The 23019-nt window shown below is 46.0% G+C and carries 25 protein-coding genes; 8 read left to right on the forward strand and 17 right to left on the reverse strand.

The window, feature by feature from the left end:
* Positions 1–114: 114 nt before the first annotated feature.
* The 9 genes from minE to AC5JL3_RS22155 form a co-directional block, all read right to left on the reverse strand.
* A complete protein-coding gene (minE, locus tag AC5JL3_RS22115; RefSeq protein ID WP_496076533.1) occupies positions 115–405 on the reverse strand; it encodes a cell division topological specificity factor MinE in 291 nt (96 codons plus the stop codon).
* Between the two features lie 76 nt (positions 406–481).
* Positions 482–1279 carry a septum site-determining protein MinD gene (gene minD, locus AC5JL3_RS22120; protein WP_496076534.1) on the reverse strand — a complete coding sequence of 266 codons (798 nt, stop codon included), beginning with the start codon at positions 1277–1279 and terminating at the stop codon, positions 482–484.
* Positions 1276–2067: a septum site-determining protein MinC gene (gene minC, locus AC5JL3_RS22125; RefSeq protein ID WP_496076535.1), complete on the reverse strand. Its 792-nt coding sequence runs from the start codon at positions 2065–2067 to the stop codon at positions 1276–1278. The genes minD and minC overlap by 4 nt, the downstream gene beginning before the upstream one ends.
* A gap of 185 nt (positions 2068–2252) precedes the next feature.
* On the reverse strand, positions 2253–3569 hold the full coding sequence (locus AC5JL3_RS22130) for a four-carbon acid sugar kinase family protein (RefSeq protein WP_496076536.1): 1317 nt from the start codon (positions 3567–3569) through the stop codon (positions 2253–2255).
* A gap of 222 nt (positions 3570–3791) precedes the next feature.
* The gene (locus tag AC5JL3_RS22135) at positions 3792–4457 is read right to left on the reverse strand and encodes a hypothetical protein (RefSeq protein WP_496076537.1); all 666 of its coding nucleotides are present in this window, start codon (positions 4455–4457) and stop codon (positions 3792–3794) included.
* 123 nt (positions 4458–4580) lie between these two features.
* Entirely contained in the window at positions 4581–5225 is a 645-nt protein-coding gene (locus tag AC5JL3_RS22140) for a hypothetical protein (RefSeq protein ID WP_496076538.1), read from the reverse strand.
* Positions 5226–5285: 60 nt separating this feature from the next.
* Positions 5286–6416: a hypothetical protein gene (locus AC5JL3_RS22145; protein ID WP_496076539.1), complete on the reverse strand. Its 1131-nt coding sequence runs from the start codon at positions 6414–6416 to the stop codon at positions 5286–5288.
* Between the two features lie 93 nt (positions 6417–6509).
* A complete protein-coding gene (locus tag AC5JL3_RS22150; RefSeq protein WP_496076540.1) occupies positions 6510–7790 on the reverse strand; it encodes an aminotransferase class I/II-fold pyridoxal phosphate-dependent enzyme in 1281 nt (426 codons plus the stop codon).
* A 238-nt stretch (positions 7791–8028) separates the two neighbouring features.
* Positions 8029–9186 (reverse strand): aromatic ring-hydroxylating dioxygenase subunit alpha, encoded by a 1158-nt coding sequence (locus tag AC5JL3_RS22155; protein ID WP_496076541.1) that lies wholly within the window; start codon positions 9184–9186, stop codon positions 8029–8031.
* Positions 9187–9338: 152 nt separating this feature from the next.
* Between AC5JL3_RS22155 and AC5JL3_RS22160 the strand changes: the two genes are divergently transcribed.
* Positions 9339–10523 (forward strand): MFS transporter, encoded by a 1185-nt coding sequence (locus AC5JL3_RS22160; protein ID WP_496076542.1) that lies wholly within the window; start codon positions 9339–9341, stop codon positions 10521–10523.
* 97 nt (positions 10524–10620) lie between these two features.
* Here the strand turns inward: AC5JL3_RS22160 and AC5JL3_RS22165 are convergent, their stop codons facing one another.
* Positions 10621–12303, reverse strand: coding sequence for a GH3 auxin-responsive promoter family protein (locus AC5JL3_RS22165; protein WP_496076543.1), 1683 nt, complete (start codon positions 12301–12303; stop codon positions 10621–10623).
* 236 nt (positions 12304–12539) lie between these two features.
* Between AC5JL3_RS22165 and AC5JL3_RS22170 the strand changes: the two genes are divergently transcribed.
* From AC5JL3_RS22170 to AC5JL3_RS22180, 3 genes are all read left to right on the forward strand, one after another.
* Positions 12540–13067: a sterol desaturase family protein gene (locus AC5JL3_RS22170; protein ID WP_496076544.1), complete on the forward strand. Its 528-nt coding sequence runs from the start codon at positions 12540–12542 to the stop codon at positions 13065–13067.
* Between the two features lie 166 nt (positions 13068–13233).
* Positions 13234–14808 (forward strand): B12-binding domain-containing radical SAM protein, encoded by a 1575-nt coding sequence (locus AC5JL3_RS22175; protein WP_496076545.1) that lies wholly within the window; start codon positions 13234–13236, stop codon positions 14806–14808.
* A 33-nt stretch (positions 14809–14841) separates the two neighbouring features.
* Entirely contained in the window at positions 14842–15555 is a 714-nt protein-coding gene (locus AC5JL3_RS22180; protein WP_496076546.1) for an aspartyl/asparaginyl beta-hydroxylase domain-containing protein, read from the forward strand.
* 302 nt (positions 15556–15857) lie between these two features.
* Here AC5JL3_RS22180 and AC5JL3_RS22185 read toward each other — a convergent pair whose 3' ends face one another.
* Complete coding sequence (locus tag AC5JL3_RS22185; protein ID WP_496076547.1) at positions 15858–17114, reverse strand: ABC transporter permease; 1257 nt, start codon at positions 17112–17114, stop codon at positions 15858–15860.
* Between the two features lie 95 nt (positions 17115–17209).
* A complete protein-coding gene (locus AC5JL3_RS22190; RefSeq protein WP_496076548.1) occupies positions 17210–17746 on the reverse strand; it encodes an HAD-IIIA family hydrolase in 537 nt (178 codons plus the stop codon).
* A gap of 9 nt (positions 17747–17755) precedes the next feature.
* On the opposite strand from AC5JL3_RS22190, the gene AC5JL3_RS22195 reads away from it, so the two are divergent.
* Positions 17756–17995, forward strand: a complete 240-nt coding sequence (locus AC5JL3_RS22195) for a hypothetical protein (protein ID WP_496076549.1) — start codon at positions 17756–17758, stop codon at positions 17993–17995.
* A 125-nt stretch (positions 17996–18120) separates the two neighbouring features.
* Here AC5JL3_RS22195 and AC5JL3_RS22200 read toward each other — a convergent pair whose 3' ends face one another.
* Positions 18121–18339 (reverse strand): DNA cytosine methyltransferase, encoded by a 219-nt coding sequence (locus AC5JL3_RS22200; RefSeq protein ID WP_496076550.1) that lies wholly within the window; start codon positions 18337–18339, stop codon positions 18121–18123.
* A gap of 51 nt (positions 18340–18390) precedes the next feature.
* Here AC5JL3_RS22200 and AC5JL3_RS22205 point away from each other — a divergent pair, with 51 nt between their 5' ends.
* Positions 18391–19413, forward strand: a complete 1023-nt coding sequence (locus tag AC5JL3_RS22205) for a DUF4238 domain-containing protein (protein ID WP_496076551.1) — start codon at positions 18391–18393, stop codon at positions 19411–19413.
* Positions 19414–19592: 179 nt separating this feature from the next.
* Here the strand turns inward: AC5JL3_RS22205 and AC5JL3_RS22210 are convergent, their stop codons facing one another.
* Positions 19593–20288 (reverse strand): uracil-DNA glycosylase, encoded by a 696-nt coding sequence (locus AC5JL3_RS22210; RefSeq protein WP_496076552.1) that lies wholly within the window; start codon positions 20286–20288, stop codon positions 19593–19595.
* Between the two features lie 204 nt (positions 20289–20492).
* Between AC5JL3_RS22210 and AC5JL3_RS22215 the strand changes: the two genes are divergently transcribed.
* Both AC5JL3_RS22215 and AC5JL3_RS22220 read left to right on the forward strand, forming a co-directional pair.
* A complete protein-coding gene (locus tag AC5JL3_RS22215) occupies positions 20493–21179 on the forward strand; it encodes a phosphoribosyltransferase (protein WP_496076553.1) in 687 nt (228 codons plus the stop codon).
* 135 nt (positions 21180–21314) lie between these two features.
* Entirely contained in the window at positions 21315–21617 is a 303-nt protein-coding gene (locus AC5JL3_RS22220; RefSeq protein WP_496076554.1) for a hypothetical protein, read from the forward strand.
* 18 nt (positions 21618–21635) lie between these two features.
* Here AC5JL3_RS22220 and AC5JL3_RS22225 read toward each other — a convergent pair whose 3' ends face one another.
* The 3 genes from AC5JL3_RS22225 to AC5JL3_RS22235 all read right to left on the reverse strand — a co-directional run bounded on the left by AC5JL3_RS22225 (position 21636) and on the right by AC5JL3_RS22235 (position 22883).
* A complete protein-coding gene (locus AC5JL3_RS22225; RefSeq protein ID WP_496076555.1) occupies positions 21636–22022 on the reverse strand; it encodes a VOC family protein in 387 nt (128 codons plus the stop codon).
* A 76-nt stretch (positions 22023–22098) separates the two neighbouring features.
* Complete coding sequence (locus tag AC5JL3_RS22230) at positions 22099–22557, reverse strand: polysaccharide biosynthesis/export family protein (RefSeq protein ID WP_496076556.1); 459 nt, start codon at positions 22555–22557, stop codon at positions 22099–22101.
* Positions 22558–22715: 158 nt separating this feature from the next.
* Entirely contained in the window at positions 22716–22883 is a 168-nt protein-coding gene (locus AC5JL3_RS22235; RefSeq protein ID WP_496076557.1) for a hypothetical protein, read from the reverse strand.
* Positions 22884–23019 lie beyond the last annotated feature (136 nt).

A 23019-nucleotide genomic window follows, 5' to 3' on the forward strand; every position in this document is an offset into this window, starting at 1 on the left:
TTGCGCTCCACTCAGCTTCGCTGAGTCAGAGCGCTTTAGTCTAAACTCCAGTTACATAGACTGGATGACTTTTCGACCCATTCCCTAAGTCTTGCCTAATAAGGTGGTAGCTTCCTACTCGATAGAAGCTACTGGTGGTTCCTCTTTAATCCGCCGGATGGGTAGATTGGCAATCAGCGCTGTTGCGCGTTGGTTACTTTCTAAGGAAAACTCCAACCCATCTGTGTCGATTTCAACATAGCGCGAAACGACTTCCAGGATTTCATTACGCATCGACTCAATCATTTCCGGACTGAGATCAGCGCGATCATGGGCAATCACCAGTTGGAGGCGGCGTTTGACTTCCACCCGACTGTTACTGGCACCAGTCCAGGGAAAAAGTCGTTCCAGAAGTTCGCTAATCATAAGATTTACATGGGTTACGAGTTATGAATTGAGAGTGATGAGTAATGAGTTAGTGCTTAAACTCACAACGCAAAACTTAACCTCGGAACAGACGGCGGATGCGGTTGAGCAGGTTGTCATGTTCCGCCATCAGGTCAAGGAAAGGAACTTTGTCGCCTTTTAAGCGCCGAGCGATGTTGTTAATCGCAATTCCAGGCAAAGAGAGGTTTTCAGCTAATACCAATGGTTCACCTCGGTTGCTAGAGACAATGACGCGCTCATCATCGGGAACAACGCCAATCAGGGGAATAGCAAGAAGTTCTTGAACATCCTGAACAGACATCATCTGTTCGGCTTGCACCATTGCTGGTTTCAAGCGGTTGACAATTAGGTGAATGCGCTTGATGCCTTGTGCTTCCAGTAAGCCGACAACTCGGTCAGCGTCCCGCACAGCAGCAATTTCCGGGGTTGTAACAACCAAGGCTTCCGAGGCGGCAGCGATCGCATTTTGAAAGCCTGTTTCAATTCCAGCAGGGCAGTCAACCAAAACGTACTCGTACTTCTCGGATAATACACTGAGAAGTTTTTTCATTTGGTTGGGAGTGACAGCCTCCTTGCTGCGGCTTTGGGCAGCAGGTAGTAAGACTAGTCCCTCCTGCCGTTTATCTTTCACCAAAGCCTGCTCTAATCGGCATTGACCCGCTAGGACTTCCACGGCTGTATAAACTACTCGATTTTCTAGACCCAATAGCAAGTCTAAGTTTCTCAAACCAAAATCCGCATCCACGAGGGCAACTCGATGACCACTGCGTGCGATCGCCATCCCTAAATTAGCCGTAACAGTAGTTTTCCCCACCCCTCCTTTCCCAGAGGTGATGACAATAATGCGACTCATGAATTCAACAATAAGTGGGTTTTAGCAAAATCAGTAGCTCTTGCGATACGAATTCCTCCCGGTGTCACATAAGCCACTTCAGGATAGAACTGTGCTGGAGGTGTCTCTGGTGCCCTGGCTACAGCATCAGCAATTCGTAGCTGGGTGGGTTCCATTTGTAGTGCCATAATCCGACACTGGCGATTTCCTTGGGCGCCAGCGTGAGCAATCCCACGTAGACGCCCCCAAATAAAGATGTCTCCGGCTGCAATCACCGCACCTCCCGGATTTAAGTCTCCTAGTATAACAATAGTGCCGGGGTGACGAATCTCGATACCGGAACGTACAGTTATTTGCAAATATAAGGGGTCGGCAAGTAACTCAACAGGGGACGCAGGCTTGTTATTGAGGGTGTACGTGGGAGGTTGTTGTTCCACAGAATACCCAGCCGCTGCTGCTGCAACAGCCGTTTGCCGTCGCGTGGTGTAGACGCGCTCTAACTGAAGTTGGACTTCACTCAGGGCATCCGCGATCGCTTGTAGCTTCTGTCCATCCAACAATTGGTCTTGAGCCATTAGATGCACAATTGAGTTAGCTTGCCAAAAGCGATCGCCAGCATTGAGGCGATGCTTCAACTGCTGCCAAAGCTCAAGCCAACTAGCAGTTCCAGGTAGTTCCGCATCCGGCGGCAAAATTAACAGTAGCTGTTTCCCCTCACTTTTCAAGTGGACTTGTACCTGGCAATCTACCGTCAAGTCATTTGGGGGAATTGTTGAAACGAGAGAAGGCTCGACAGAATCAGAGGTCATGTAACAACAGGTTCTTACGTCGGCACACCGACTAAACTAAACGAACATCCTACCTTAAAGAGCTACGGGACGGTCGAGGGTTCAAGAGACAGGCAGATGGGGGAGGTAGGAAGTTACATATAGATAAACTTTGGGAGTTTTCACTCATCACCTCATCATCTCATTCCCCCATCACCTCATCATCCTCAACTCAACCGTTCGTAAACCGTGACCAAGGCATTGTTGTCTCCTACATTGCCAGGAAATAGCACCACTGGCAAATTGGGAAACTGAGGATGGTTAGCAGGTGTCCGCACCATTGAGCAACCTGCCAAAACTTGACCCAGTAGCCGCGCTGACCTCAAGGCAAGACCCGTACTCAAAACATCATTGGAGGTAATGCCGCCCTTACTAATCAAAAATCCTAGATCACTAGGTAACCCCCGGACAACATCCATTAATAATCCTGAAACAGATGCCCCAAACTTTAGGCGAGTTTGTACATCCTTAAAGGAAAGTTCCTCGCGACTGGTATAAACCACAGGAGTCTTCCCCTCTGCGTGAATCTCATGAACCTGTGCTAAAGTGCTTGCCAAAAGCTCCGCTCGTTGAGCTTCAGACTCATCCAGCAAATGAACGACGTCTACCATCACACCAACAATTCCTGGAGCTTCTAAGAGCGGCTCTAGCTGTTGTGTCGTCTTTTTAACGTGGGAACCGACAATCACTGCTCCAGGTTTCCCCTGCCGCACATACTCTGCCATATTCGCAGCGGCTACAGGTTGAGGACCAAGACTAGCCAGAGAGGTTAAGATGCTAGCTGCACTACGAAACAAAAAGTGTTTCCCCTCAGCGGCAACCGCTAAGACATCTACAGCAAATTTGTCTAAATCTGCTTGAGTTTCAGCATCGACAACACCACACTGATTGCCACTGAGATTTTGAAGACGATCTAAACTCCCCTTACGAATATCATCCAACAAAAATCGCTCTACAGCATCCGCCGGAATGCGACCTTTCGTCTTTTCTTCTACATAATCCGGCAAATAGCTGTGGTGATAGGCAAAAACGGAATCTCGCGCAAACTCAGTTTCATGTACTGGTGTCTCAACGCCATCAACCATTAAGTAATGCACACTATCGCGGGTGACTCGACCCCCTTCAAAGAAAGCAGGAACCAAGAAATGGGCATCAAACGGGCCAACTTCTTGGGCAATTACATCGGTTTCTATTGGGTAATGTCCGCGTAGCGTTGAGTCAGAACGACTAACTACTAGAAAATCCTGAATCCCTTCCGCTTCCAAGGCAATTTTCAGGTTATGGCAGACTTCTCTAGTTACAGCAGCAGCTTGTTCTGGTGGAAGTGCTCTCGTATTTGTCAGGACAAAAAAGATCGGTGAGTCATCGCTTAGCCCTACCTGTAATGTCTCCACATCCCAGCGCGTTAGGAGTAAGCAGCTATGAACGGTTTGAGAACCTGTAGGGTCATCATCCAGGACTATTATTTTTGGTTTTGTCGTCATATTATGATGGTTAAACCTCAGATCTTAGAGTGATTGGTTATGATATACAACTCATTTTTCAGTAAAGCATCAAGAGTAGTATAGGTTAAAGTTTTTCACCTAATTCTCATTAATAGATGAAGGCTATAATAGGTTACTTTTAGTGAGAAAATCTACTATTTTTAGATAAAAAATCCTTTCTTAAATCCATAGTGTCCAAAAATTTAAAGTGGAGAAAATGCTTTAACGTTTATTCTGTAACTTTGCCATCTCTTCCTGAACACCAGTTGCTATCTGCAAGGCTTCATTCAAAAGTCGCCCATATTCACTGGCTCGATCCTGAACTTGCAGAGTCTGTAAAGTTCTTAAATTGGTTACTAATAGCTCTGGATTCCTGACGAGGAAGTTCTTATTATCCCGCAAAATCCGCTCGGCTCTTAAGGCTTTTACTAAGTCCTCTCTGGTGAGGGTGAGGGCTTCAATAACTTTTTGGCGATCGCTTATACTCATTTCTGTAGTTCCGGCTGCCTCTAGCTGGTCATTGATGTGTATTGCTTTAATCACGGCATTGTAGCGATCTACTTCATCCAGCAAGCAGCACAAAGCCGCTGGACTATTGCGTTGCAACCAAAACCACCGTGCGGCAATCACAATAATTGGCACTAAGACAAGAGTAATAAGAGTCGCTGGGAGTGAACCACCAATTAGGGGAAGAATCACAAAAACGTGCAGCAAACCAATAATAATTGGTGTTAAAGCAAGGCTCAATAAACACTCTTGAAAGAAGAAACTCCATCGTTCTTTTGCCTTGTGGAGAATGGCTGGTCTAAAAACCTCAGTTGGATCAACACCACTCAGGTGTCTAAGTTCTCCTGGCGAAATTTCCAAGCCTTGCAAATCCGGTTGCACAGAATGCGTTGCTCCTTTTACCGTGATGATTACATTGAAATCTGAGTAAATAGGCGACGCTTATAGCTCCAAAGCTGTCAGCCATCAGCTTTTTTGTTTTCCTGACTAGTACTGCTATAACCTCTACAAGCGTTGATTTTGTAACTTTCTCATTTCCTCCTGTACATCCACAACTATCTGTAAAGCTTCATTCAATAATCGTCCATGCTCACTAGCTTTGTCACTCACTTGCAACGCGGTTAAGGCAATCAGGTTGTTGTCAAATAGCTGAGAGTTCGATTTTATAAAGCTCTCATTTTCCCGCAGAATGCGTTCAGTCTTTAAAGCACGAATTATATCTTCTCTGGCAAGTGCTAGAGCATGGATGACTTGCTCTCGGTTCCTCAAGCACACGCCAGGATTACCTACTGCTTCTATTTGGTCATTAATATCAATCGCTTTAATAACAGAGTTATATCGCTTAACATCCTCAAACATCCTGACAAGATTTCGGTGTTTATAACTTAGATAAATTTTGTTGAAGTCATTGAATAACAACCCCACTGCCGCAACAAGGTGGAGCGCGACTAACGTCTTGAAGTATTCGGGAAATACCTGAACAAGAACAAAGTTACTAAGACCGATTAAGATAATAATTAAGAAGGTTTTAGTGATTTCTGATAAAAATTTTGGGAGAGTCGGTGGGCTAAAAACAGCATCAATACTCACACCGCTACAGCGTTTCAATTCTCCTTTGGTGATTTCTAGTCCTTGTAAATCAGTTTGCATTTGAACTAAATAGATTTAAAAAGGAGCGATCGCTTCTTTCAGAAAAAGCCATGTCCACCGTCATAAAGCTTTTTCATAAATTCGGTAAGTCTTATATATCTTGCCGCCTGATGCCTCAATGAGCTTGCGGGAGGGAACATTATCTTCGTAGACCCAAGATAGTTCTGCCCGTTTATAGGGTTTACCTTTTTGAATTCCCCCTTGCATTCCCAAATAAATCAAAGCTAGGGGTACCATTTTCCGGCGATACTCCGGCAATGAGCAAATCACGATTACCCGCCCTTGATCAATCTGACGGCGATACCACAAGAATTTTAAAATTCCCAACCCGTTCAGTTTTCCTCCAACTTGTTTGAGTGGGATATTGTAGTCAGGTAAGCCCATAAAACAGCCAACCATTTCGCCGTTGTATTCCGCAATTGGGAAGACATCGGGGTCTACAAGACTTTGTAGAGATTTAGCTTCTTCCAAAAACTCTGCCTCGCTACGAGGCGTAAAAGACCAGTTGTTGGAAAAGGTAGTATTTAGGAGATGATAAAGGCTGCGGGCATCTTGCTCAAAACCTTCACCCTTGGTTCTGATGGGACGGAAGCTGATGCCAGATTTGCAAGCAATGCGATAGGCTTTCTCAAATTCTGCTGCAAGAGGTGTATCTAAAGGGAAGTCATAGGCATAGGCATCTTTGGCTTTGTGCCAGCCATCCTGTTCAAGAAATTGTGGATAGTAGGGTGGGTTGTAGGAAGTCATGACCATTGGCGGTGAGTCAAAGCCATCGACTAAGAACAAACAATTGTTGTGAGTCGATAAATCGATTGGCCCTCGTGCCGTTGTCATTCCTTGCTGTCGTAACCACTCTTGGGCAGCATCCAGCAGCGCTTGAGCAACGGCAAAATCTTCAACACACTCAAAGAACCCAAATAGACCAATCTTGTGACCTTCCCGTTCAATCAACCGCTGATTAACAGCAGCAACAATGCGTCCTAGTGGCTGAGGAGTTTTTGAACCTTGGTCTATGGCAATAAACTGCTGTAGCTTTCCGTATTGAAAGAATGGATTCGTCGGCGCAAACTGCTTCGCGATATCACTACGCAAAGGTGGCACCCAATTAGGGTCATGGCGATAGACTCGTGCTGGTACATCCAGAAACAATTCACCATCTGCTGGAGTGGTTACAGCGCGAACCTGAAACATGGTAGTTGACTCAATCACATTGATTCAGAGTTTAGAGTTTAGATTTTGGATTTTGGACTGCCTTATCAATCTAAAATCCAAAATCCAAACGGGTTATGCACTAATCATTGGTTTATACAACAAGTCTCGTGTTGCCACCATCGCTGCAACCAACCGATCCATTTCCTCCTGAGTATGGAGGGAGTTAACTGTAATCCGGATGCGAGGTTTGGCGATAAACCAGATGGGTGACACCCAAAGACCATGGTTTTCAATCATGTGCCGACCAAAACTTTTGGGATCGATTTCTGGGGGAAGAACCACTGGCACCACATTAGTTTCACCAATAGCGGCAAAACCCTGTTCAATTAAACGCGATCGCAAATACCGTGTGTTGTCTTGTAAGGTTTTCACCAATTCTGGACGGCGTCGCACCTGACGAATACTCTCCAAGGCTGCTGCTGTTAGAGGAGGTGATAACGATATTGTGCCAATTGAAGTAGGAGACACATTCAGCAAGGGGATAAGTTCAGCAACATGACTGCTGATTCCCGCACCCGCTGAGGCAGCAAACTTGGAGAACGTCGTCATAATCAGGGGGATAATGCCTCGCTCGATCGCGTGCTGCGGCAGAATGCCAAAATGCTCGTATATTCCTCTTCCTGTCGCACCCAGCGCCCCACTAGCATGAGCCTCATCCATGAGGAGTACGCTGCCATCGTAATTTTGCAGCACATCCAGCATGTCAGGTAAGGGGGCAATGTCACCATCCATCGAAAACACGGCATCAGAAACCACCAGAATCCGGTCATCTGGGCGAGCATAGCGATGGAGTTTACGTGCCAAATCCTCAACATTACAATGCCGATAGGCTTTGACTCGAACACGCGGACTATGACCAAACACCTTTCCGGAACGGGTGCCAGCATTAACGACAGCAGAGACAATACAGCCGTGATTCAGGACATCTGTAAGAATTAACGTCTCGCGGGTGTGTTGAAATCCCGGAACAGGAATCGCCAAGTGGCAGAAAGCATCCATCAAGGCTTGCATCGCCATCCAAGCATTTAAGAACAGCTGAGTATGAGGTAAGTGTTTAAACTCAGAAATCTCATTTTCTAGCTGACGATGCAAATCAATGCGACCGCTTAAGACAGAACAGGAACTATTCGATGTGCCGTATTGGAAGATGGCATCAACAGCCGCTTGGCGCACTGCCTCGTCTTGAACTAAACCCAGAACATCATTGGTGCAGAACGTCAAAACAGTTTGACGCTTACCCGTTGTTGCCTCTTCAATCTCAACTAAGTTTCCCTGCTTTTGATGACAAATATATTCATCAGGGTCAAGACCACTCTCGTACCAACGCTGGACATACTCTTTGACAACTTGCACTACTTTACTCCTCTCACCTTTTCCTAGATAGCCTATCGCCTATGACTAATGACGTGTATTTTTTAGCCAAAGCTAAGTGACTAGCCAGATCGAATACCATACCCAATGAGCGCCGAGCTGACAGTATGTTGCGAGGTCGGGAGCCAACGTTCCTGTATACCTGGATACTCAGACAATGCCCGTATCCAGTTGGGTAGAAAGTTGAGCCGCTGCTCCACGGTCGCGTTTACAGTTGCCTTCATCCTATCAGGGAGTTTTCCTTGGTTGCCTCAGTGTGGTCTGATGTAAGCGTTGGCGACATAGCGTCCGATACGTTCGAGTTTGTCTGCCGCTTGTTTTGCAGATGACTAGATTGTTGCATAAATTGTTCATATTGCCGGACAATCAACCGCTGAACCGCGATAATTGCCGGATTGATTTCTACATAGCGCCGCTGCGGATTTGTAAGATACGTTTGCTGTTCGCTTTCGACCATTTCGATATCCTGGGCAAGGAATCTCAGCAGCATAAAGCGTTGCAGCAGCGTTTGCAAGAGTGGTTGTAGGGGTTTAAGTATCCATTGGGGGAGACGAACTCGGAAAAAGAAGTAGGCAAATGAGCGACTTTGTGTTAGTCCTACAGGCAACCGCATCAGGTATAGCGAAGAAATCCCTTGGAGAGAGCTGTAGTAGTGTGGGTAGCGGTAGTGAATTGAGATTGGGAGGGTTGTTACCTGACTCGCGCGATCGCTTAAACCCAAGAACTTAGCCATGCGACCTTTGTAGGAGACATTGTATTCAGCACAGACGGATGATTCTGTCTCTTTCAGGCTTAGCAGAACTGGGTCGAACCAACCTTGCAGCTTTTTGTGCAGAAAACCATGAAAAACATCCATTGTATTTTCATTGCACATGGAAAAATGGGCACGGAAACGAGCCGTCACAGGTACCATCAGCCAGTGCGCTTGGTCATATTCCGCCATTAAGGGAGGCTGCTGGCTCGTTGCCAATGCAGGGTCACCGGGGAAGACCCAGATGAGATTATATTTTTCCTGGACTGGGTAAGTACGGGCTTGGGCACGGGGAAGTTTTTGTTCGGGAGGCAGGTAGGGAACATTCACACATTCACCCTTGCCGTTAAATTCCCAACCGTGATAGGCACAGGTCAGGTTACACCCTTGGACTTCACCCTTGTGTAGGGCAACACCCTTGTGGGGGCAGGCATCTTCTAAGGCATGGACTTGACCATTTGTATCACGATAAACCGCGATCGCTTGTTGCCAAATCGTGACAGGTATAACTTGCCCAGACTTAAGTTGGTTTGCCCAACCCACTGGATACCAGTAATTTGGGTTGATGCCTACCTCCCTGACAGCGTTTTGCACCGTCTGGCTTGTGAGAGTCGTCGCCAGTTCCATGAGTGATCTATCTGTTGCCTGTTTATCTGACAATATTTAGCGTCCTAAGTTCCCATAAGTCAATCAATTTGTTAGCAGGAATCAAAAAAAACGCGATCGCCGTCTAATAATCAGAATCTAGCTGTGTACGTTAGGATTACAAAAAAATTTCGATGTCTCTAGTGATATTGCGTGATTCCAGGCTTTTGGTGCTGCTAGCCGCAGGCTCCCTCACCTCCATGGTCGGGGGAGTTGTTGCTCCAGTCCTGCCCGAAATAGTGCAACAACTCCAGCTCAATCCAGGGTTAGCCGGTAACTTGGTAAGTATGCATTGCTTGACATTTGCCTTGTTTAGCCCATTGCTCGGCATTTTGGCAGACCGAATTGGCAAGCTACGAGTGCTTATCCCATCGCTAATCTTCTATGCTCTATTTGGCATGGTAGGCGCTTTGATGCAGAGCTTTTGGCCATTATTAATTGCACGAGGCTTAATTGGGGCAGCTAGTGGTGGAATTGCCGCTGCGAGTTTAGGGCTTCTAGGGACGATGTATGAAGGGGAAGAGCGATCGCAAGTAATGGGCTTTGTCACAAGTACCCTAACCCTTGCGGGTATTGTCTTTCCTCTTTTGGGGGGCTGGGTTGGTTCCACCCATTGGCAATATTCCTTCTACCTTTACGGACTAGCACTACTGCTGATTCCTCCTGTGGTGTCGATTTTCAGGCATAAGTCTGCCACGCCAATCCAGTCGGTTGCAAACAGCGATCGCCAAAAGCTGGGAGACGTTCTGAGATCGCCCCAAATCTTACGCTTACTCCTAACGCTGTGCTTAGCGTCAGTAACAGTGTATGCTGTCGTTGTCTATGCTCCCATGTACCTCAAGGCAACGATTGGAGCAAGTACTACTATCAATGGCATTGTCTTGGCATCACGCGCGATCGGAGCGGCTGTGATCTCGGCATTTGGAGCCAGATACTTAGCCAAGCGCTTTGGTATGACTGGGGCAACTACCCTCGGTTTAGGATTGATGGCACTGACCTTGATGACAATTCCACTGCTGCGCCAACTCAACCAGATTATTCCCGCAGCCGTCCTGTTTGGCGTTGGTTTAGGCACAGTAATGCCAGCTCTTTACGGTGCGCTGGCTGACCTCGCTCCCTCCGAACTGCGATCGAGTGTATTGGCAGTTGGTACCGGAGCTGGTTATCTAGGACAGTTTCTTTGCCCAATTTTACTCGGCACGGTTCTCTCCTACAGTGGACTGCCAGAAGTATTTTATTCAGCCGCAAGTATTGCCTTAGTTACAGCGCTTTTGCTTATGGCTCCGATTGGCAAAAAGGGTATTGGGACTAGCGGCTAGTATTTGCCCTAGAGACAAGGGAGAAGGTTTTTGCACAAACGCCTCCTTCTCCTCGCCCTAAAACCGAGATAGCCGCGTCTCGTCCAAATAAAAACGCCTATAGATCATCCGGCAATCTTACTTCCTGCTCTACAGCCAATCCAGCTAGAAAATTCCGGTCTTCGCTAAGGTGGGAAAGCTTCAACTGGAAATCAGGAATTCCCTTTTGCACCTGACGTTGCCGGAGTGTTCTGAAGCTTCCAGGAGCGAGAAGGCGCAGTCGGGGAGAAGGCACCTGATCGGGTCGTTTAACGGCATAGGAGGTATGAATCTCCTGGAGCTTGAGGTCAAATCGATCTAAGAAGGCTTGAGGATTTTTTAGTGTCTGACCAGAAGCGAGTTCAATATTCACCAAGTAATGCGCGGGAATCTCAGACTCAGATAAGGTAATACAAAAATCATCTAAGAGTAAGCCAAATTCGTCTTGCAGAGCTTGCATAACTTGAATGACATGAAATTCCGTTGTCTTCTCAGTTATAGAAGACAGTATCCCACCTCGACGATAACGGAAGACGATCAGGGGAGCTTGTTCATAAAAACCGACTACCTGCACAACATCGCCAACATCGTAGCGGTAGAAGCCAGTGTAGTTGGTTATTAAGATGCGGTAGTATTCGCCTACCTTCACCTCAGTGGGAAGTAAGGTTTTGGGATGGCTCTCTTCCCACTGGTCTACAGGAATAAATTCAAAGAAACTGCTCTCGATCGCCAAAATCCCACTATCCTCATTGAGGCTGTGGCAAATACCAAACATTGATTCGCTAGATGAGTAAGCGACACCAAATGTCGGGGTGTCTCCGAAGTAAGTAGGAAACTGCTCAAAGTAGAAATCTGATGTTCCGCCACGTGCGGTTGCGATCAAAGATAAATTTGGCCAAGCGAGTTTCGGAGTGAGTCGTCCCTCTGTCTGCAAAACTTCCCTTAATTGAGTCGCTCTACTGGGATCGGCTAAGCAGCGCCGTTCTAGGCTTGCCCGAAGCTCTGGTTCGAGTTTTAACCAACTGGCAATTGTTCCCTCCTCGATGTCATGAATCAACTCTTCAGCGTACTGTTCCAGATAGTTACAAACTCGCAGGACGAGCATGGGATAATTTCCTCCCATGTTTCGCAAATCTCGTTCCCGCAGGGCAAAAAGTAGACAAACATAATGGCGAGCCAGCATATCAGCGGGCTTCAGGGTATCGAAGGGGTGAGCAACAATGTGTTCGTAGAGTAGTTTCCCCAAGCGAAGGACTCCCACACTAGCTGGGCCATAATCAATGCCGCCACTGGTACGTCCGAAGACTTGCACCGAGCCAACTGACATGATTTTGCCCAGTTGTCGCCCTTGCGATCGCAAAGCCTCATCGGCAAACCCCATACTGACTTGAGTCGCTTTTTGATAGGCATTCTGAGATTTTCTGGTGACGGGAATTAGTTTCTGCTTCCCGGTCGAGCCACTGCTTAGACTGAGATAGACAACCGGGTCAGGCGTCATAACGTTCTTTTCGCCTTGGGTAATCCGTTCGATGAGGGGTTCATAGCTGCTGTATGGTAAAACTGGAATCCGCTCTCGAAATTGATCAAGGGTTTTGATCTGGCGGATCTGATATTTTTTACCGAGTTCAGTATCTTGATAACCTCGTAGTAGAGAGTACAAAAATTGTTCCTGCACAACACTCGTCTGACGAGTTTTTTCAATAAAGTTTGTCTTGGTACGTGCCGCGATCGCTTTCAAAAGTGGCAGCAAGTAGTTTGCCATTAGGGTTCCACACCAGTTCGCAAGATGAATCAGATGTCGATTAAAGCAGATTTATCAGGAACCGCAAACGATGAGTAGGACACTTGGGGAAGTGATAGGGAGGTGAAACGCCTTTTTTTCTTTGTTCCACAATGTTGGAGAAATTCTACTCACGCTCAACCTGAAGTGGATGTAAAAATATTGAGGTGGCTGTTCTTTTGTGAACAGCGCGTGAGGAATGTAAAGAAGGAGAGTGCATGAGTGCCTTAGCGCGACTTTCTATTGACGGAGCTTCCTCTGTGGGAGTAGGTATCGTCTGTTTTGCCGTAGCATTTGTTTTGGCTAGTTTAGTGGAATACTGGCTACATCGCTTGATGCACGTTTCACAACGGATTGGCGAACGTCACCGCGACCATCACCGTCGTAATGAAGGTCAGGGAGTGTTATGGGAATTCCGGGACTATGTTAAGGGTAGCTGCGTGGTCATGTTCTTAATGTTTTTCTACTCTTGGGCGGCGGGAATCGGTTGGTTTCTTGGCGCACTTGTCTATGCCGCGTTTTCCGCCTATGCTCACCAACTCCAGCACGAAAACCCATCCAAGTGCTTCTGGATGAAGATGCCCGTTCACTATGTCCATCACAAATATGGGATGTGGCATCATAACTTTGGTCTCGCAGTAGACTGGTGGGATCATGTTTTCGGTACCTACAAGCCAGTGGAATGGTTAACACAAGAAGAACTAACCAAACCGGAGCGGGGGTATTTACAACTCCGATGGCGCTAGAGTGTCCAAACCTTTATGTGAGGGAAGCTTACTGAGGCAGGACAGGAGAAACTTAAAACTTTTCCAATCGCTATCGCTTTCGTCAGAAGCTTAGTGATATTGTTCCTACAACGCTTTGAGTTTTTCTGACTAGGGATCACGAATTATTGTGTGAGGCTTAAATTGAATGCGTGTTTTACTCCTATATCCCCTTTTTCCAAAATCATTCTGGTCGTTTGATAAAGCGTTAGAACTGATCGGACGAAAGGTTTCACTTCCTCCTCTAGGCATGATTACCGTCGCGGCAATCTTGCCTCAAACCTGGGAGTTCCGCTTGGTAGACCGCAATGTTCGATTTGAGACGGAAGCTGATTGGGAGTGGGCAGATCTGGTAATTATCTCCGGCATGATTGTCCAGAAACCCGATATGGTACACCTGATTCGTGAAGCCAAACGACGCGGCAAACTGGTAGCCGCAGGTGGCCCCTATGTCACTTCCGTTCCTGATGCGGCACAAGAAGCTGGGGTAGACTTTTTGGTTTTGGATGAGGGCGAAATTACTCTGCCGCTCTTGGTTGAGGCTCTATCAAGGGGAGAAACCTCAGGAGTATTACGCGCCAATGGCGAAAAGCCTGATGTTACGACTACACCGGTTCCCCGATTTGACCTGCTGGATCTGAACGCCTACAACGAGATGTCGGTACAGTTCTCGCGGGGTTGCCCATTCCAGTGTGAGTTCTGCGACATTATTGTGCTTTATGGACGCAAGCCACGCACGAAGACACCTGCACAAATGATCGCTGAGTTACAGGCTCTCTATGACCTAGGCTGGCGGCGCTCTGTGTTTATGGTGGATGACAACTTCATCGGCAACAAGCGCAATGTCAAGCTCATGCTGCGTGAACTTGTTCCCTGGATGGTCGCTCACGACTACCCCTTCCGCTTTGCGACTGAAGCCTCAGTAGACCTGGCACAGGATGAGGAATTGCTAGATCTGATGGTCGAGGCAAACTTTGGTGGAGTATTTTTGGGAATTGAAACACCAGATACAGAGAGTTTAGCCCTTACTCAGAAGTTTCAAAACACACGAAACTCTTTAATCGAATCAGTTCAGAAAATTAATCAAGCTGGACTGAGTGTAATGGCTGGGTTTATCCTTGGGTTTGATGATGAGAAACCTGGTGCAGGCGATCGCATCATCGAGTTTGTGGAAGCAACGGCAATCCCCAAAGCGATGTTTGGAATGCTCCAAGCGTTGCCAAATACAGCCTTGTGGAAGCGGCTACAAAAGGAAGGTCGTCTCCTAGAGGAGAATCAAGAGACACAGGGTCATCAGATGGCTCTAATGAACTTCGTACCTACTCGACCAGTAGAAGAACTGGCTCGTGAGTATGTCAACTGCTTTTGGGAACTGTACGAGCCAGAGCGCTATCTCGCACGAGTCCATCGGCACTTCATGAACATGAAGCCAGCTCCTCATAAAGTACCGTTTCGGATGCTGGATCTGGTCGAGATGAAGGCGGTACTGACTATCTGCTGGCGACAGGGAATCAAGCGCAGCACCCGCTTCCAGTTCTGGGGTCAACTATTCTCAATCATCCGGCGCAATCCGAAGATGTTTGTGCCTTACCTGAGCAATTGCGCCTTGCTTGAACACTTCATCCAGTACCGTCAGAGTGTACGCGAAGAAGTCGAAGCTCAACTAGCTGAGTATTTGGCAAACAAACCCAAGCCTCAATCCTTGGCTGTTTTAAGTTCTTAAGAATAATTCGGGAGATTGAAGTTAGAAAGTCCAATGAAAGCTTTGCGTAGTGCAGTTGTTAAGAAACTGGAAAACTGGGTTGCTCGATCTTCTTTGGTGGGAAACTCTACCTTTTTTAGTGTTGAGCAGTTTCCTTGGGCAACCCAATTAGAGGCAAATTGGTTGGTGATTCGCAAAGAGCTTGAGCAAGTGCTTGAGTATGTCGATGAATTACCAAATTTCCAAGATATTTCGCCTCGCCAACGCCGCATTGCTAATGATAATCGCTGGAAAACTTATTTCTTTTTTGCATTTGGTTTTAAGGCGACAAAAAACTGTGAAAAATGTCCCGAAACTACGAAACTTTTGGAGCAGATTCCGGATATAAAGGTCGCCTTTTTTTCGATTTTGGCTCCGGGTAAGCATATTCCTGAACATAGGGGAAAGTATATTGGCGTGATTCGGTACCATTTGGGACTGATGGTGCCAGAACCCAAGACAGCTTGTCGAATTCGCGTTAATGATGAAGTGGCTTATTGGGAGGAAGGCAAGAGCCTGCTTTTCGACGATACCTTCCCTCACGAAGTTTGGAACGATACGAATGGCTACCGCGTGGTGTTGTTCTTGGATGTGGTTCGTCCCTTGCGATTTCCTCTATCAGTGGTGAACTCGCTTGCCTGTCGCCTAATTGCGGCTTCAGCGATTATTCAAGATGCTAAAGCCAACCACGAAAGCTGGGAAAAGCGTTTTGCAGAGGTTGTGAAATGAAGTCAATAAAGGAGTTCAGAATACCTTATTAGATGAATGTAGATGAATTTCACTGGCTTAAGTGAAAACTAGTCATTTGTAGAAAAACCAGGCTTGGGGGGCTTCCCCCAAACCCCCCATTGGGGGACGGAGTTCCTACCTAGAGACCCCCTGCACAAAGGGTGATCGATGTGATGAATTTCCTTAAGTCAGTGCTATTTGAATCTAGATAGTTCTTATCCCAAAGCTTAAGAGTTAATCTTCTTTCTGTTGAACTTCTGCAACTCCTGAACTCCTGAACTCCTAAATTCTTCATTAACCCCTTACGCTTTAAATACCATTGCTGGATCGAGGCGAGTGACCTTTTGAATCGCAAAGATGGCTGAACCGACACACATCGCCACAGTCAGCCCGAAAACTGCGATCGCGGATACTGGTGTAATTAAAATCAGGATGCCCTGACTGAAAAACGTCCAAGCCGCTACGCTATAGCAGAGTGCCATGCTAGGAAGATAGCCAAGAACTGCCATCCACAATGCCTGCTCGATAATCATGCCATAAACCACCCAATCCGACGCTCCTATTGCCTTGAGTGTGCCAAACTGCTTGAGATGGTCAGATACAGAGGAGTAAAGAATTTGACCGACAATAATTACTCCGACAATGACACCGACAAGCGCACCTAAACCTAAAATAAATCCAATCCCTGTTCGTCTTTCCCAAAAGGTTTGGTTCTTCTTATTAAACTCGGCACTTGTAAACGCACGGGTGTTTGGCAAAGCGGCTTCTAGTCTCTGCTTGAGTACCTGTAAATCCTGCCCTGGTTTGGCTTGAACCAGTACATATGTAATTAGGTCAGATGCGACTAACTTGTTGGGTGCAGTAGGGGGTGTAGATTGAGTACCAGTCTGAGGGGTGTTTAAATAAGTGTTGGTACATTTCAATTCTGTTGAGCCGGATGGCAACTGGCACGACACACTAGAAGTCTGACCTGACGTGGAGAAAGCATTGGCACTTTCTAAAGAGGTGAACATAAACGCATTAGATACAATCGAGTTGTTTCCTTGCGTTAAACCAACCACCCGTGCTGGCAAGGAGTTAACCTGTACTGTTGCACCAATCCCTTTTATGTTTAGTGACTTCAGGCTAGTTTTATCCACTATTACTGTGTAAGGTGTATTGAGTTCACTTGCACTTCCTTGGATAACATTTATGGGTGTGAACAACCCCCCTTTGGGGTCAAATCCAACAACCCTAACCCGCATAATTTCATTAGAAGACTTACGCCATAAAGCGCCACCGAAAATCAGTGCTTCGGCTCGTTCCACACCAGCTACATTTCGAGCCTCAATGACATTTGATAGAGGGATAGGTAGTGTCAGTTCAATTTGTACCCAACTGTCTGAAGCGACCCAAATGTCGGCAGCAGAGTTATTAATCAACTGACCTGTCGATTCAGTAAACCCATTAAAGATACCGGTTTGAAGCGTGACCAATGTCACAGCAAACATAATCCCTAGTTGAGCAACCAAGAATCGAGGAATGTCTTCAAGCAGGTTCTTCCGGGCAATGGAAACCATAGGAAAAGCTTGTACAAAAAATAGTCAGCTATCCACTAGCGTAAACCTTGGTAGGTGGAAGCCGTCCAGTAACAAGCGCAATCTCTGACTCCGGGTTATTGTGCATCTGCAACTTTAGAAGCGATCGCTAGTTGATGTTGCTCAATCCAATCGGCTGCCCATTGGAACTGCACCCCGGCACGACGGGCGGCAGTTTCATCTTCAGGGCGATCGCCTACATAGAGTGTATTTTGCGGGCTGTGCTTGTGCCGAACCCTCGCCAGGTTCAACATTCCTGCTCCCGGTTTACGATAGTGTCCAGACCATTTGGTTTTACTGTGGTTATGAACATTGTGATGAGTGACGCGAAAACATTTCTTGCCTTCAAAGTCAGGGCAGAAATAGATTTCCTTCAACTCCGGGAATAGCTCAAGCGTGTACTGCTGTTCCTGAATGCACTGTTGGATAGACTTGTGCCCCGCGCCGACTCCGCCTTGATTGGTGATGCCAACAATGATCCAATCGTCTTTGTAGGCACGAAGGGCAATGTCAGCACCCGCAATAATTTGTTGGTCTTGAGGATGTTGGAAGTATTGCTGTCCGCTGAGTGGTTTTCGGAGCGTGCCGTCCAAGTCTACCAGTAATAGGCTCATCGTTCCCTTGTGGTATTTGCTATTTTATTCGACATCCTAATTGGCAAACCGTTCCCTCTCCTCTGGCTAACGGAACCTCTACTGAAGCGATCGCCCTATCTTCAGAATGAGTCAGCGATTGAACATCAACACCATCTGCTGAATGTGTTCAAAATCATCAGGGTTATCCAAGCGATCGCGGCTGGTCTACAACCTGCTCATTCGCTCGATTTCCATCCGTCTCAACCTGTCCTGGTAGAGAAAATCTAACAGAGAAGTAATCGTACACAATTAATTACACAAAATTTGGGCTGGAATTCTTGCCTAGTAAAGAATCAGTATGTAATTAACTCTGTTGGGTTACTTAAGCTAGTGAGGATCTGTCTAATCACTTGTTAGATAGCTAACCGCAACTGTCTGGCTTTACCCTCCACGAGAGATATTGGTTCAACTACTTCACCCTTGGCAAGACAATCTCGCACAACCTCTGCAACAACTTGCGCCAAATCGCAGGGAACAGCATTACCAATCTGTCTGTAAACCGAACTTTGCCCACCAATAAACTTGTAATTGTGTGGGAACGTCTGCAACCTTAATGCCTCATCGACTGTCAAACGCCTCTAGACTTAGAGGAACCTATACGTCTATAACCACCATATAAAAGTATGTCTAAAGTCAAAAACCAACATTATGTTCCACAATTTTATTTGAAGAACTTTGCCGTCAATGACTACATATATGTATTTGACAAGACTTTAGGCACTCAACTAAGCATGAAGGGGATAAATATAAAAAATATTGCTAGTGAAAGATATTTTTATGATTTATCAATCGATCTACTTTCCAAAGAGCTTCAAGACAAGGTTGATATACAATTTGTTGAGAAATCACTTTCAAAAATCGAAGCTAACTTTCATAAAAGATTAAATAACCTCATATCTAGGTATACACTGCAAGTATCAGAAAACATCCAGTCTGTCACTGCTATTAGTGAAGATGAGAAATTAGATTTATCTATGTTTTTGGCAATTCAGGATACTAGAACTAAGGATTTTAGGAACTCAACTTTAGAAGCAGAAGAGAAAGTAGTTAGGGAATTAATTAATCGTTTTGGGAAGAAGGCTAAACCTTTAATAGAGAAGGAATTTGAGTATTTCAAGGTTGGCAAAGTAGGCAAGAAAAAGAAAGGAAAAGAGAGAAAATTTGAACTTGCAATTGACGAAAGACGTAGAGAACAAATTGCTCAACAGAAACACATTAAACATCTGATAAATTTAGATTATATCAGAGAGCTTGCTAAAATTTTAACGAGACATATTTGGTTGATTGGTGTCAATCGTTCTTCCATACCTCTCTACACCTCAGATAATCCCTTAGTTAGAAACTCCTGGGAGCGAGGACATTTCTTTTCCAACACTGGATTTGCCTCAGAGGGAATTGAAATTGCATTCCCAATTACGCCAAAGTTAATACTTATCTTATGTGAAAGAGGTTTCCACAGTTATGCTCAAATTTTCGAGCAGAAATATGTAGACTTACAAACAGAAAATGTTAGATATTACAACACTTTGCAGGTATTTAATTCCAATAGACAAATATATTCAATCACTAATGATTTTGAGTTAGCCTTAGATATCTTTCTAAATCATCCCGAATCAAGAGTTAGAAATAGGTGGAATGTCGAATAATTTACGTCAATCTTTGCTGTGTTGCCGCCGTTGGGGAATGAGAGGCTTTCAGCAGTAATCCCCCAATATATTTAATCCCACAGCTAACAGGGCAGCCCAGTAGTAGGGTGCGTCATAACACACCCTACAGGTAGAGGTTCTGCGTAAGTCCTTAGCTACTGTTTTAACTGTCAAAAACACTAGCTAAGGACTTCGTCTAATTTGGCACGTACAGTCTGGATATCTTGCCACATTAGCCACTTTGGTCCACCTTGTTCGCGTGAGGGATTCCGCAGTAGGTAAGCTGGGTGGAGAATTGGCATACACAGCCGCCCTTCCCACTCAATCCAAGTGCCTCGAATTTTGGTGATACCTCGCTTATCACCCGTTAACCCTTTGACTGCTGTAGCACCAGTCATGAGAATAATCTTTGGGTCAATTAAGCGAATTTGTTCCAACAAATAAGGCTTACAAGCTGCAACTTCATCAGTGGTGGGAACCCGGTTACCCGGTGGACGGCACTTATTGATGTTAGTGATGTAAACATCCTTTTTGCGATCAAGCTTCACTGACTCTAGGATTTTATCGAGTAGTTGCCCCGCTTTTCCTACAAAGGGTCTACCGGTTTCATCCTCATTTTGTCCTGGTGCTTCTCCAATGATCATGAGTGGGGCGTTGAGGTTACCTTCTCCAACAACAGCATGGGTACGGGTAGTGCCTAAGTCACATCGCTGGCAGACGTTGCAATGTTCAGCAATTGGTACGATTGAGTCGTAGGTGCCGGAAGGAATGGGAACAGCAGCACTGGTGGGAATTAGCTCAGGCTGGACATTAGCAGACGTAGACGCAGCCAACTCGGACTGGTCAAAAAGGCTCATTTGTTCTTCAGTAGACATGAATCTAAGGGCATTAAGTCAGGGCAAGGCACAAGGCGGTAGGAGAGCGTGAAAGCCCTCTAAATTTTAGAGTGGATTGATACTAATCGGAGAGTAACTACCAAGAGAGAATATTTTGTAAAGAATTATCCCTTTGGAGCAAGGCATCTTGTGGAAAATTAGTCATGATAAAGGCAACTAAGCTATTAAGTGCCGGAGGGAACCATGTCATCTGCACCGCTGTTTAGCGATCGCATTGATGCTGGTGAGCAACTGGCTCAAGTGATTTGCACACACCTCGACCAGATTCAGGCGGCTGGTGTTATTGCTCCACCGATTGTCTATGGGCTACCTCGTGGTGGCATTCCAGTAGCAGCACCTGTAGCACACTCCTTGGATTGTCCTCTAGATATTGTAGTAGCAAAAAAAATTTCAACACCTCAGAACCCAGAACTAGCCATTGGTGCTGTCACCGCCGAGGGAAACGTTCTTTGGTCACGCCAGAAGCTGTTTGGAAAAAAAAATGCAATTCTCCTGGAAACCTCACTGCGTCAAGCTCAAGAAAAAGCTCAAGATTTGCTGATTCACCTCTCTCCTGGATGTCCTAAAGTTAATCCTCAAGGAAAACTCGCAATCCTGGTTGATGATGGCATTGCAACGGGGATGACGATAGTCGCCGCAGCACAAGCCCTGAAATCACGGAATCCAGACCAGGTTTGGATTTGTTCACCTGTAGCGCCAACTGGGTTGTCGAAGTGGTTATCCCGGTGGTGCGATCGCGTTGTTCTTTTGGAAACACCTGAACCATTCTTAAGCGTTAGCCGCTTCTATGCCCAATTTCCTCAGCTTACAACAGAGGAAGCTCTGAATTGTTTGCAGCAGCACAACTACCCCCTTACTGTAAATAACTGACAAGCGACACTCCAAAGCAAAGGTAGCCAAAGTCTCAATCCTGAATTACCCTAACGAGTAGTCCTAATCTCAACTACTGGTTGTTGATTTTCCTCAAAAATCTAACAACTAACAACCAACAACTAACAACTAACGATGAGACTTTGCCAATTTTGGTGGCGCACCTTAATTTTCTCGACCCAGCATAATCCACCTGAGTTTGTCGAACTGATAATGACTTCCTTGACGATGGCTCTACTGGTAAGCTGGGAATTTACCCACAATTGGCCTTACCTGGTTCTCAGTTCAAGCTTTGCGATCGGAGCGGCGGTGTCAATGTGGATACGTGAGATGATTAGGCCTTCGGCACATCCGCGTGTCGTGCAGGTACTAGCGTTACTGTTGTTCATCTATAGCTTTTATGCCCTTGCTGATGTAGCTCCTTATGTGCATTTGTAAGGCTTGACAATTTGCACTTCAGTTTTTCTGTTTTGAAGAAGACTGGTGCAGAATTAGCCGATTTCCCTGTGGATCGTAAGCGTAAATTTCTCTACCGTGAGAGGCTGTAGTAATGTCTCTTGGAGGTGGGTATCCCAAGCGGGTGAGGCAAGCGATCGCGTCTTCCAAGTCATTAACTTCCAAGCACAAGCTCATCCCACTTTGGCTAGAATCAGCAAACTCGTGTTGGTGGTTTTCTTTCGGCTTAAAGATTGCCAGCCGCAATCCTGAAAGCTGAAACTCGGCATACACATTTGGAATGTAAGGCTTTGGCTCTTGATTGAGCAACAGAGTATAAAACTGAACTAGTGTTTCAGGATCAGTTGCTGCCAAGGTAACAAAAGCTTCCCTGTATTGAAACACCATTAGAGACTAAAGCCTTTCCTCATCTTAGACAGGTCTCTCAATTGGCATTGCATGAGTTCAATTGATGCCTTCCTCGTCATGATTGCGCGTGCTGCACCACAACTACATCACCTTCCTGCAACCTGATATCTTGACTCAAGTCTCCTTCTGACAAGAACTTGTAGAGGTTCACGTCAATTGTTTGTGTAGATCCGTCAGCAGACTGCCGACGAACTTGAACTTTGCGGACATCGGCATATTGGGTAATTCCGCCAGCCATCTGAATTGCTCGTGTGATAGTCGGCAAGTGCTGTTGCGCTGTGGAACTTTCTTGTGTTTCTACTCCTTCAAGAAAGTAAGCACCAGGACGCTGCACTTCACCAATGACTCCAATATGGATGCTTTGAGCAATTTGTGATTGAGCATTCAGTTGAGCCTTATCCAATTCGTGTGTCTTTGAATTGGTATCGACAATAGGAGTAGCGAAGCTTGGGTTAATCAGCATAGCCATTGACAAAGCTGCACCTGAAAGGGCTATCAAGGTTCTGTACTGCATGAGACTTACTCCAAAAAGTGTGAGATTTTATGTCTGCCGTTGAGGACAATGATTGATTTGATCAAGTTCCCAACCGTTATATCGCACCATCACCAACCCTAATTTAACCTTGGGCACTCGCCGAGAACCTTCAAAAGTAGAACATCTCAGGTTCTTCTTTACACTTGGCTCTTGCGAAGATTGCGGTCATCCCATAGTGCCTCAAGTGTCTCCGAGACTAACTCGGCAAACATGATCAAGTGCTTCTCATCCTCCTCGGTAAAGCCGCCCTCATACTTCTCAGAAAGTGAGAAAAACTTCCGAATCGAACTCCAGTCCTCTTGCACCACAATTGCGATCGCAGATTGATGGGCACCAATCAGAACACGGATAAGTTTAACAGCGTTACTCAGAATGCGATTGACATCATTAGACCTCTTGCAAAAGTCGTCGCTGAGGTACTATGGGGTCTAAACAAAGGCG

Source organism: Symplocastrum torsivum (assembly GCF_059505465.1).